This window comes from Bacteroides mucinivorans, assembly GCF_034654355.2.
GTDB lineage: Bacteria > Bacteroidota > Bacteroidia > Bacteroidales > Bacteroidaceae > Bacteroides > Bacteroides nordii.
In genome coordinates this window covers 3,875,243-3,888,222 of sequence record NZ_CP178179.1, presented here as the reverse complement: position 1 = coordinate 3,888,222, position 12,980 = coordinate 3,875,243, and the positions used below count along the sequence as shown (strand labels likewise).

The following is a 12,980-nucleotide window of genomic DNA, read 5'->3' as shown; positions in this document are numbered from 1 at the left end:
ATTAATAAATAGAGAGAGTGTATCAAAGGAGGGGTTGCATTACGTATGCGTCTTTTACCTTGATATGCTCTCTTTATTTATTTAAATTTATCTCTTACTTTATGGCCTTTTTAGGCTATCTGAAGCTTTAAGATTCTTCTTTTTCTTTTTTCTTTTAAATTTTTCTCTTTTCTTTTAGTAACTCTGCTGCCTTAACTGTATTATTTTAGTAAAAGCAGAATTACAATCAATATAATAACCTAAATAATATAGAATGATGGAAATTATATAAAATATTTCCAGTATTGAATTTTTATACTGAAATAATTTCTTGATCTGTTAATGTTAAAAGAATACGAAATGAAAAAAATTACAAAGTACAAGATTAAATTCTTGTTAGGATTCCTTTTCCTTTTTATTCCAGCCTTTTTAAGTGCATCTGCACAGAATGTACTGTTAAATCTGGATTTTACTAATGTCCCTTTGAGTAAGGTGTTGAATGAAATAGGTCGGCAAGCTTCTCTGTCAGTTGTGTATAATACTAAAGATATTAATCCCGATAGAGTAGTGACGATTAAAGCTAATCGTGAGAAATTAGGGACTGTCATGAATCGCTTGCTTAGAAATACTAGTGCTTCTTTTTCTGTACGTGATAAGTATTTGGTACTCTTTACAAAAGAGGTAGAAGAAGTGAAAAGCGTAGCACAGCAGAATAAACGTACAATAAAAGGAGTAGTAACGGATGAAAGTGGTGAACCTTTGATTGGAGTGAGTGTGCTAGTTAAGGGTACTACTACAGGGACAATTACTGACATGGATGGAAATTATTCCCTTGAAGTAACAAATGAAAACACATTAGAATTCACTTATATTGGCTATCAAAAAGTGATATTACCTATAGCAGGGAGATCCTCATTTAATGTAGTGATGAAGGAAGATGCATTACAGTTGAATGAAGTAGTAGTTACTGCAATGGGTATTGAACGTAAGGAAAAATCTTTAACTTATGCTACACAGAAAGTTAGTGGGGATGAATTGATGAAAGTACAGGATGCTAACTTTGTGAATTCCTTGCAAGGAAAAGTTTCTGGTATCACTATTACTCCGAGTGCTGGTGGAGCAGGTGGTGCTGCCAAAATAGTGTTGCGTGGTAATAAATCAGTATTAGGAAATAACAGTCCGTTAATTGTTATAGATGGTATTCCATTGACGAATAATATCAATAATCAGGCTGGTTGGGACTCAGGCAGCGGTTTAACTTATGCAGGTTCCACAGAAGGTTCCGACCCACTTTCTTCTATTAATCCGGACGATATAGAAAGTATGAACGTGTTGAAAGGAGCTAATGCAGCTGCATTATATGGTAGTCAAGCTGCTAATGGTGTTATCATGATTACAACAAAGAAGGGTAAAGAAGGTCGTATTGATATTAACTATTCTGGTAATATAACATTTGAGAAACCATTAATGACTCCGGATATTCAGAACGTCTATGGCGCTGGTCTAAATTTAATTGCTAATACATTAGATGTGGATAGCTGGGGAAAGAAATTGGGGACATACACTAATGATGAACTGGCTTATGAAGGAGCTCATTTAAGAAATTATGGAAAAGATGATGTCAACGATTTTTTTAAGACTGGTCTTACTGTTAATAATTCTATTTCTTTAAGTGGTGGCTCTGAAAATATACGTTCCTATTTCTCTTATGCTAACTCTCATGCAAATGGTATGATCGACCGTAATACATATAATAGAAACACGGTCTCTTTTCGCCAGAGTTATGCAATGTTTAAGAAGAAATTGAATATTGACGTTGCTGTTAATTATGTGAGTACTAAGACTACTAATCGTAATGGTGGTGGTACCTCTTTGAATCCATTGTATGATTTGTATACGATGCCTCGTAATGTAGACATGGACTATTACAAGAGTAATTATAAAATAGATAATGGGACGTGGCTTTCTAATAAGTATGTATATTATATAAAAGATGGAGCTGGTTACAAAAAAACATCGATGCAGACGCAATTAGCAGGTAAACAACAACAATGGGCATTTGCAGATAAAGGACGTAACAACCCTTATTGGCTAACTAATGAGAATATGGGCAAAATGGAAGAAGAGCGCATTTATGGTTATGCCACTGCTAAATATGAAATTATTGAAGGTTTAATGGCTCAGGCTCGTCTGAGTATTGATCGTACGCGTTATACTGGAACAACTAATCGTTCAGCCACTACGTGGACACCGGCAGCTATGGAAGATTATGGTATGTATGGTCAGGATCTTAATAAAACGAGTGAAATTTATGTTGATTATTTATTGAGTTATAATAAAGATATTAAAGATTTCTCTGTATCTGCTACAGCAGGTTGGGTTGGTCATACATTAAAAGGTACTTTACAGAAAATCTGGACAAAAGCGACGAAAATGGATTCAGATCGTTCTAAAGAGGCGACACTTATTAACGTTTTCGAACCGAGTGCAAATGATTTTTCAGGAATTTCTTATAGTAAATCATCTAATTGGGATAAAGCAGCTTTATTTACTGCACAGTTAGGATATAAAGAAAAAGTATATATTGATGCGAGCTATCGTCGTGACTGGTATCGTCCGTTTAGGCAGTTTCAGATAAGTAAAGGGACACCTGATAATTATGGCTATTTTGGAGTAGGTGCCAATGCTCTTGTTAGTAAAATAGTTAAATTACCAGAAGTAATTACGAATATGAAAGTAAGAGCTTCATATTCAGAAGTAGGTAATTCTATTCCTAATATATTATATTATACAGGTAGTTCTAATTCTTTGTCAGGTTCTTTTGTCGTTTCCAATTATGGGGATTTTTGGCCTATTCCTGAAAAAACAAAGTCATGGGAAGCTGGCTTCGATTTATCTTTATTCGGAAATGCTGTAGATATGGATTTTACTTACTATAACTCAGCTTTACACAATAGTTACTTGCTTACTTCCAGTACCAGTGGTAAAACAATACCGGTTAATACAGGTTTAATCCGTAATCAAGGTATCGAAACTACAATTAGTTATTCGTTGAATATCATTAAAGATTTTTTATGGAGAACATCGGTCAACTTCTCTTATAATAATAATAAAATCATAAAAACCAATCATAAAGAAGATGGTAGTGAGGCTCTGATTGAACAACGTATTGCTGGTGGTAAAGTGCAAGTAAAATATAGAGAAGGAGGTTCTTATGGTGATATGTATGCAACAGATTTTAGACGCTATAAAGAGAATGAATATGATGCATCCGGTAACATCCTTCATAAAGAAGGAGATATATATTTAACTCCGGATGGTGCTACCCAACTTGATACAGATAATGTGTTTGGAGTCTATCTGGGTAATATGAATTCTAAATACCAACTTGGTTGGAGCAATACGTTTACTTATAAAGGACTTTCTTTATACTTCTTAATTAATGGTAAGATTGGGGGAAAAGTTGTCTCTTTCACTGAAGCCTATTTGGATAATTATGGAGTTTCTCAACGTACGGCTAATGCACGTTTGGCAGCAGAAGCTAATCCGAATTTAATTTGGAATGGAAAACCGGCTTTGGTTATGTCAGATGGGAATATGGCACCAATTCAAGAGTATTATCAGTCCATAGGTGGTGATATCAATGCTACACAATATGTTTATGATGCTACTAATTTCCGTTTGAGAGAACTCTCTTTAGGATATACATTCAAGAATCTTTTGGGTGCTTCCAAGAATGTGTCTTTGTCTTTTGTGGCACGTAACTTATTCTTCTTATACAAAGATGCTCCTTGTGATCCTGATATTTCTTTATCTACTCAGAACGGATTAAGTGCATTTGAATTATTTAATATGCCTTCAACCAGGTCATTCGGTTTCTCATTGAAAGCAAATTTCTAATTAGTGGAAGAATATAAATTCGTTTGATGAATAAAAAATAAGCAATTATGAAAAAGTTAACTAAATATTTGGTTTTTATAGCTTGTACATTCTCTCTCTCCTTTGGCTTACAATCTTGTCTGGATTTTGACGAGCCGGGAGATGAAATGACAAATGGACAAGAGCAGGAAGAGAATGTTGTCTATCGAGGAGAAGCAGATCGTATAGATTATAGAAAAGAAATTTCAGAAGAAGGATTTGCAGAGGCAGAAAAGATATTAGGTTCTAAACTTGGTCAATTGATTACTGCTCAATATAGTATGAGAGGTGGTAAAGATGGCAATGCTCCTGGAGCACATGCCTATCAATATCAATTTACTATGACGGTAGATAACTATGCAGGATACTCCACGCTACCGCAGAATTTTGATGGTCGAATGAGGTCTACATATTATAAGAGCACTGATTTCAATTCAGGTCCTAATGGTTCATTTATAATAGTAAAAAATCAGTTAGTTCCATTGTTGAATCATCCTCAAATTGATTCTATACCGGAAATTAAGGCACTTGCTTTGCTACTTTATGATTATGCTTCACAAGAGATAGCTGATATATATGGTCCGTTTCCCTATATTAATTATAAGGAAAATCAAGAAGACCATCCCTTTACTTATAATACAATGCCCGAAATCTATAATACGATTGTAGATAATATCGATACTATTACCACCTGTTTTGAACATTATGCGGAACGTCCAGAATGGTACAAGAAAAAAGTATCGTCAATTATGCAAAAAAGAGATAAAGTTACTCTTGACAAAAGTTTTGATACTTGGATTCGATTTGCTAATTCTTTGAAATTAAGAATGGCTATGCATATTGTTAAGATTAATCCGGAGAAAGCACAGAAGTGGGCTGAAGAGGCTATTGCCGGCGGAGTTATTGAAACTCGTTCACAAGAGGTTCGTTTGGATCCGATGTATGAGGGATTTTCTCATCCTTTGGCTGAAATTTCTCAGACATGGAATGATACTCGTCTGAATGCTTCTTTTGAAAGTTTACTTGTAAGTCTGAAACATCCGTATGCTGATTACTTGTTTTTGAAAAATGAGTATCCTATAACTAATAGCAATGATCCTACTAAAGTATTACCAGCCAATTCACGACTTGTAGGTTTACGTGCTGGTATTTTAATGAAACCAGGACAAGATGTTAAATCTAATCCACGTGTTGCTTATTCGCGTCTGATTTCGGATGAAACGATTGTATTAGCTCCAATTTATCTGATGAAGATCTCCGAGGTTGATTTTTTAAGAGCAGAAGGTGCTTTGCGTGGCTGGCAAATGGGAGGTAGTACTCAAATGTTTTATAATCGTGGCATTGATAATGCCGCTGTTGAGAATAGAGATATGCCATCTATCTATGAAGATAAATTGGCCGATTATAAAGCAATAGAAAATGCCATTGCTTACGTTTATGAAGATCCAATGGATGAAGCTAACAATATAACCAGTGTTACAAAGATTGGTGTGAAATGGAATGAAGGGGATGATCGGGAAATTAAATTAGAAAAAATAATAACACAAAAATATATAGCAGGATATCCTTATTCATTCGAGGCTTGGACAGATCTGCGCCGTACAGGTTATCCTAAAATATTCCCGGTACTTAATGCATCAGATGGTGATGGTAGTCTACAACAAGGAGATTTAATTCGTAGAATGCCATTCCCGGGAGACACAGATTCTGCAATAGAAGATATAAACACAACAGGGTTAGATGCCTTAGGAGGTTCGGATAAACAAGGAACTCGTTTGTGGTGGGATGTTGTAGGAAAAGGAAACTTTTAACAATCGGTTTTAATAAAAAGGGATAAGACTACAAAGTGGTCTTATCCTAATATATTCAATTTAAAAATTTAATAATTATGAAAAAAAGAATTACGTTACTATGCGTAGCAGCGGCATGTTGTCTGACATGGAGTAGTCCGGTTATGGCTCAAGATGTACCGGAGTCAGCCTCTACGGAATTGTTTGATTTTGAACCGTTCTCGGATCAAAAAATGTTGGATCTGTTTTATGAAGCAGAGCAACAGGGACGCAAGTATCCTACTAAAGAAGAATTTGAGGCTGCAGGCTTTCACTTGATGGATATTGAGTTTGTGCGTTCGCATACTCGTCCACGTTCTGTCATGAGAGCTAAGGAAAAACAATTGTATCCGGATTTGTATCAGAATCGTAATTTATGGATGAACATTCCGATGGGTATAGGTCAGGATGGTTATGGTGGATATCCAAGTTCTAAATTTAGTGATGACGTATATTCTATGTGGAATTATACGAATGTCTTTGGTTCCTGGAATCACGGTTTCTTTCAGGCACCTGGTGCGTGGATAGATGCCGCTCATAAGAATGGTACAGATATTTATAGCGGTATTAAGTTTTTTGAAAGTTGGACTCCAGGTAGCGGTGCTGGTGGCTATGCAGAGCTAATTTCACAGAAGAATCCGGATGGAAGCTTTAAGTATGCTCATGCACTTATCAATTGTTTGATGTTTTTTGGTTCTGATGGTATCAACTACAATTGGGAAGATTCCAGCTATGATGATGAAGATGTTGTTGCATTCCATAAATCATTATATAAGATTGCTGCGGAAGAGGGTTTCACTAATTTCCATATTGGTATTTATACATCAAATTCCGGTTTAAATGCAGCGTATGCGGAATCATTGTATGGAAGTAAAGAGAATGGTAAAACGACTGATTTAATGTTGAACTATTCTAATGGTGACTTTTCTTATCAGATTCAGAGATCTGTTCAGGTGGCTGAAGAAAGTTATGGAAATGCTGACGATCTGTATGCAGGCGTTTGGATTGTAAATATGAACAGACGCTGGACTGCCTTACAACAGAATGAAGAATCAAAGAGAGCTGGTGTGTGTTTATGGGGTGAACATGGACAAAGTCGATTTATGAGTTATAATTCCGGAGCCACTTCTATGGATTTCCAATCTAATTATCAAAAATTATTAGAAAGAGCTTTTTCTGGTGGTAATAGAAATCCGGCTGATTTACCAGCTGTTTCCAATACTGGTAATAATTGGGAACAAGAAGGAGATAAAGCACCGCTTTCAACTTTTTGTGGTTTAGCTTCTTTCATTCCTGAACGTACAGCTATTCAAGGAAATCTTCCTTTCCGTACTTATTTTAGTTTAGGTAATGGTGAACGATATAATTATAAGGGCAAAAAGACTTTCGGTAATTGGTATAATATGGGGGCTCAGGATGTTGTCCCGACTTATCGTTGGTTGGTATATGAAGCCGGAACTAAAACCGTAGCAACTGATATACAACCCTCATTTACTCATGAAGATTCTTACATTGGTGGTTCTGCTCTCCGTTTAGAAGGAACCCCTTCTTCAAAAGGAACAGATATTGTATTGTATCGTACTAAGTTGAATGTATCTGATTCTGACCCAATTGCCAAAGTAGCCATAAAAACGGGTGTTACAGGCAATACTCCTTCTTGTTTGTATGTAATAGTGAAGAAAGAGAATAATGATCAGTGGTTAGAATATGCTGTAGGTGAAACGACTGGAACTACGTGGGAAGAGAAAATTATTTCTTTGAGTGGTCTGTCTAAGAACGATGTGATTGAATATATGGGCTTCCGCGTAAAAGGTAGTTATGCTGGTAATTATAATTTGTTAGTAGGCGAATTAGAATTGAGTGACAATCGTATTGTGACTCCGGCTTCTATAAAAGATATGTTGGTAGAAGTAAAAGAAGAAACTACAAAATCTTTATCTGTTAAGTTGAATTGGGCTGTAAATTCATTAGTTGAGGCTACTCGTGCAGACTGGAATCTTATTTATAATGATGAGGCTAATATAGACCATTTTGAAATTATGTATAAGAACGGTGAGAATGGTAAGATTTCTGAAATCGGACGTACAACAGGTTGGGCTGGTTATGCAGGTAACATCGTTTTTGAAGGCGATGATGATCAACCCTATATCGGAGTACGTGCTGCATCTGTTGACTTTAAAACTTATTCTCCGGTTACTTGGGTAAAAGTTGAACGTTCAACATCTCCTAATTTACCTGGTTATAAAGATGATTCATATTGTAAGTCTGTAATGAATGCTGCTGCAGAAGGTGCTGATATAGCTCGCGTGCAGCGTTATGTGGAATCATTTACTACAACGGGAGCTGATCAAGATTTGAATTATCATGCAACTGGTCCTCAAGCAGATGGAACTCAATATGTAGATGCGACCGATAATGTATTGAAGGTGAAACAGGGACAGAAGATATCCTTAAGATTTAAAGCGTATGATACAAGCAGTTTGAGTAAAGTAGATGGCTTGAGATGGTGTTTTGCTAAAGGATATATGGATTTGGATAAGAGTGATTCCTTTGAACCTGACGGTGATGAATTATTGTTTGATTTGGGAACAGCCAGAGAAGGTACTCCTACATTTGAAACAGAGGGTTATACAAAAGAGTTTACTATTCCTGCAGATGCAGCAGTGGGTAAGAGTCGTCTTCGCATTGTGTTCTCTGATGCTTGGTTTGCACACCCTGGACCATGTGGTGAAACATCAAAAGGTTTCTCTATTGACTTTGCTGTAGAAATTACAGGTGATAATCCTCAACGTCCTGTTGCTCCTGATTTGCATGATCAGGGAGAAGCTGATGAACCGGACCGCGTAAGAGATGAAGATCCAACTACTCCTCCTACAGGTGTTGAAAATATGAAAGAAGAATATGCTGGTTTCTCAAAATGCTGGATGGATCCTGCTGAGAATATAATATTCTTCCAGGATGTGGAAAAAGTTTGGATTTATACAACTACAGGACAACTGATTAAATATGTGACTGGTAATCCGGAGAGTTTGAATGTGGCAGAACTGACATCTGGTGTTTATATTGTAAAAATGGAATATAACAATGTAATTCGCAGTCAGAAGTTACTTAAACAGTAAAGGTCTTTTTTATATTAAATATAAGAATCTATAATTGATAGATTGCCCGAAAATACAGTGAACGTAAAAGTTCGCTGTGTGGAATATTCCACTTCGGGCAATCTTTTTTTTATTTTATGAATATACTAATTATGAGAAAAGTAAAAAACATATTTATAATTGGGCTATTTCTCTTTCTGGTTGTTCTTCCTTGTAACGGTTTTACTTTCAACCCTTCTATCCCCTTGGAGGAACGTGTTCTTTTATTTGATATGGGAGATGGTGGCTCCCGCTTTTATCGCATTCCGGGAATTGTAACGGCAGTTGATGGGTTCTTTGGTAGTAGTGGCAGACAGGCGTTGGGATAAAATAAATGACCTTCCGGCACATATAGATGTAGTGTCCCGCCGGAGTGAGGATAATGGTAAAACATGGTCAGAAACTGTGACAATAGCAGGTGAAGGAACGACTGTTGGTTGCGGAGATCCGGCTATTGTATTGGATAGGAGGACCGGACATTTACTTTGTATTTTTGCTTCCGGTAATGGATTATGGCAATCGGGGGAGAATAATCTGATGAGAATTAATATTTCTAAAAGTGTTGATAATGGTAAAACGTGGAATGCTCCTGTAGATATCACTTCGCAAATTTATGGAAAAGACTGCCCTGATAAAATTAGAAGATACTGGTATGGGGCTTTTGCCTCTTCCGGAAGAGCTTTACAGTTACAGGATGGCCGGATTATGTTTTGTATAGCTGTAAGAACTACATCTGATTGGGGAGGGCATTAAGTAATTATGTCTGTTATTCTGATGATGGTGGAAGTACCTGGAAGGTTTCAGAGAATGCAGCCGATAATAATGGTGATGAAGCCAAACTAATAGAACTGAATAATGGTGATATTTTAATGAGTATTCGTAATAGGGAAAAAGGAGTCCGTAAATTTTGTATATCTCAGGATAGAGGAATGACATGGGGAAAATCATACTTACAGTCAGATATTCAGGATCCGGCTTGTAATGGTGATATTATGCGATACTCTACCATAAAAGAAGGTGCCCTTAAAAATATAATTCTTCATTCTATTCCTGATGATAACCGCATCCGACAAAATGTTTCCGTTCTTTTAAGTTATGATGAAGGAAGAACCTGGCCGGTAAAGAAAACAATATTGTCCGGATTATCGGCCTATTCATCAATGACGGTGTTACCGGACGGGACTATTGGCATTGTAGTGGAAGAAGATAAATGGGATGATTCATTACCGGGTACTGATGGCTTTAAGCTTTGGTTTGTTCGTTTCACATTGGGTTGGCTTATGAGTGAAAACTGATTTGAATCGTTACAAACCTGGATATAAAAACAGGATATACTTTAAGGTGAGATTATCCTATGAATTTCTTTGATTGTAAAATTAGTATTTTAACAGTGACTTAAAATGCATATTAACAGTGCGTTAAATACGTATTTTAGCAACACAAAAGTACGTACTTTTGTGTTGCTTGATTATCATTACTTTATGATCGTTCCATAATCATAAAAGAACATTTATTCTACTATAACTTCATCTATAAACATGTGTGCCTTCTCTGTGCGTGCACCATGCCAATCGGGGATAGAGGAAGTTGTATTTACCAATATCCGTATACGGTCAGCTTCTACTTCCTTAAACTGACAACTGTACTCTGCCAGTCCATCTTTAACATCAGCTGTAGCAACGGGAATATCAGTCTCTCCCTGCTTGATAAATTCACCATTCTTTCCGGTAGCTGTCCATACTGTAATCTTAGTGGGTGGGAAGATGTATTCGCCAAATTGTATCATAGCTCCCACTTTGACAGAAGATACAGAAGTTGCTTTTCCTAAATCAATGGTAATATCCATTGGTTCATTCATGAATCCCATCCAATAACCTGTGCTGTAGTTGAAATCTCCACGTAGGCCGTCTGTAAGGATGGAAGCTCCGGCAAATGTATATTTCTCTGTTGGAGTAGTTGCCAGAGTTGCCAGTTTACCAGTTGCTTTGTTGAATTTGAATTCTTTCCTGAATGTACGGGTTTTCACATTGTCTCTTACTACGATTGCCTGTAACACACAGCTTTTGGTAATTGCTATTGGTTGGGTATAACGAGTGCTTTCTTCTGTAGGCTGACTTCCGTCCAGTGTATAATACATAGGTGAGTCTCCCAGTGTCGATAGAGTTACTACTACTTTGCCCTCAGAGGCAGTAGGCACATCGTAGTTTGCTGCTATTTCATAGATATGCTTTCCATAATTCACCCCCATTACATTATAAATAGATACAATGTGGCTGAGGCTGTTTTGAAAACGTTCCCAGCTTTTGTTTGCAGGTTGTGTCCATTGTACCTCACTTAACGCAGCCAGGCGGGGGAGTAGCATGTATTCCAACTGTTCATTGCTCAATATATATTCTGTCCACAGATTACCTTGTGCTCCGATAATGTAAGCACGCTCCTGTTCGTTGAGTACGGCAGGAACCGGTTCCAATGAATATACCTTTTCGATAGGGTTGTATCCACCGATAGCTAAAGGCTCGTTCTGTGTATTCATGGTTGGATAGTAATCCAGGTATACATAGTTGTTAGGAGTCATGATGACCGGATGCTTCAAACGTGCTGCTTCGATGCCGCCTTCCATTCCACGCCATGACATTACCGTAGCATTAGGTGCGAGCTCTCCTTCCAGGATTTCATCCCAACCGATAATTTTACGTCCATGATCATTCAAAAACTTCTCAACGCGAGTAGTGACATAACTTTGCAGGAAGAACTCAGCTTTGTGTTTTTCATTGGCTTTTAATCCTTCAGCTTTGATACGTGCTTGACATCTGGGACATTTTTCCCAACGTGCTTTGGGGCATTCATCCCCGCCGATGTGTATGTATTCCGAAGGGAATAGTTCCATGACTTCCGTCAAGACATCTTCAATGAAAGTAAAGGTCTCTTCTTTACCCGGACATAATACATCATCGCGTACACCCCATTGGCCGGATACTTCATACGGTCCACCTGTACATCCCAAATTAGGATAAGCTGCCAATGCTGCCATCATATGGCCGGGTAGGTCTATTTCCGGAATAACATTGATGCAATGCTCATTGGCATATTCTACAACCTCTTTTATATCTTCCTGAGTATAAAATCCGCCGTAAGGAGTGGTGTCATAGTTTTCCCATTCTTTGCGTATCATCGTTTTATTACGGATGCTGCCTATCTCTGTCAGAAGGGGATATTTCTTTATTTCAATGCGCCATCCCTGGTCGTCCGTAAGGTGCCAATGCAATTGGTTTTGTTTGTGAAGAGCCATAAGGTCGAGTATCTTTTTCATCTCTTCTTTAGGAAAGAAATGACGGGCTACGTCAATATGCAAGCCTCTGTAGCCGAAGCGTGGGGCATCTTTTATTTCTACACAAGGCAATGTCCACTGAGCATCAGCAACAGGCCCGTTTCCGTAAATAGCTACTGGTAATAATTGTTTTAATGTCTGAATGGCATAGAATACTCCACTGCGGTCAGACGCCTGTATCATTATTTCGTTTGGTTGTATCTTGAGTTCGTAGCCTTCGGGAGCTATTTTTTCATTCGCTTTAAAAATAATGCTTTGTTTGGAAAGTGTTTCGGCTTCATTGAGGGGTTGAGAGGTTGTTTGAAATCCGGATACTGTGTTCAGGTTTTCACTGAAGGATTCGATAATGGGAGTGCTGTTTTTATCTAATTCCGGAGATACATAGAAAACAGTTGAATTGTTGAATGTGAAATGTCCTGTGTTTGTTTTTAATTCATTGGGTTGGGGAATGAGAGAACATTGCTCTTTGTTTCCTTTTTCCTGACAAGAGGTCATGCTTAGCATGAGGGCACATAACGATGCGGACAGTATTCCGCAAAAGTGTTTCGATAAACTCATAAGTAGTAATTTAATGGGTTATTGATAATTCCTTTATTATATAATACAATTGTAAAGCGGGTAGTGCTAACCTAAAAGTCATTAATTTCTCTATTGGCTTTAAAATAATTGATTTCTACTATTTTATGAGTTTTAAATTAGGATTGTTGAGTTAGTTTTCTATATATTTGTCTACCTTGAAACAGCTTTTATTTTTTACATTTAATTAAAATACCATGAAGAACTCTTTAT

Annotated in this window: 7 protein-coding genes; 6 read left to right on the top strand and 1 reads right to left on the bottom strand. The window is 37.1% G+C overall.

From position 1 onward, the window contains the following. The first annotated feature begins 339 nt into the window (after nt 1-339). The 6 genes from VCM39_RS14965 (at nt 340) to VCM39_RS14940 (ending at nt 10,158) form a co-directional block, all read left to right on the top strand. A complete protein-coding gene (locus VCM39_RS14965; protein WP_322932950.1) occupies nt 340-3,879 on the top strand; it encodes a SusC/RagA family TonB-linked outer membrane protein in 3,540 nt (1,179 codons plus the stop codon). Between the two features lie 47 nt (nt 3,880-3,926). Further along, nucleotides 3,927-5,708 carry a SusD/RagB family nutrient-binding outer membrane lipoprotein gene (locus VCM39_RS14960; protein WP_322932951.1) on the top strand — a complete coding sequence of 594 codons (1,782 nt, stop codon included), beginning with the start codon at nt 3,927-3,929 and terminating at the stop codon, nt 5,706-5,708. 77 nt (nt 5,709-5,785) lie between these two features. Beyond that, entirely contained in the window at nt 5,786-8,845 is a 3,060-nt protein-coding gene (locus VCM39_RS14955) for a T9SS type A sorting domain-containing protein (protein ID WP_322932952.1), read from the top strand. Nucleotides 8,846-8,976: 131 nt separating this feature from the next. Beyond that, complete coding sequence (locus tag VCM39_RS14950; protein WP_322932953.1) at nt 8,977-9,192, top strand: sialidase family protein; 216 nt, start codon at nt 8,977-8,979, stop codon at nt 9,190-9,192. After that, nucleotides 9,152-9,616 carry a sialidase family protein gene (locus VCM39_RS14945; protein WP_322932954.1) on the top strand — a complete coding sequence of 155 codons (465 nt, stop codon included), beginning with the start codon at nt 9,152-9,154 and terminating at the stop codon, nt 9,614-9,616. The genes VCM39_RS14950 and VCM39_RS14945 overlap by 41 nt, the downstream gene beginning before the upstream one ends. Then, nucleotides 9,601-10,158, top strand: coding sequence for a sialidase family protein (locus VCM39_RS14940; RefSeq protein WP_322932955.1), 558 nt, complete (start codon nt 9,601-9,603; stop codon nt 10,156-10,158). The genes VCM39_RS14945 and VCM39_RS14940 overlap by 16 nt, the downstream gene beginning before the upstream one ends. Nucleotides 10,159-10,373: 215 nt before the next feature. Here the strand turns inward: VCM39_RS14940 and VCM39_RS14935 are convergent, their stop codons facing one another. Beyond that, nucleotides 10,374-12,749 carry a beta-N-acetylhexosaminidase gene (locus VCM39_RS14935; protein ID WP_322932956.1) on the bottom strand — a complete coding sequence of 792 codons (2,376 nt, stop codon included), beginning with the start codon at nt 12,747-12,749 and terminating at the stop codon, nt 10,374-10,376. Nucleotides 12,750-12,980 lie beyond the last annotated feature (231 nt).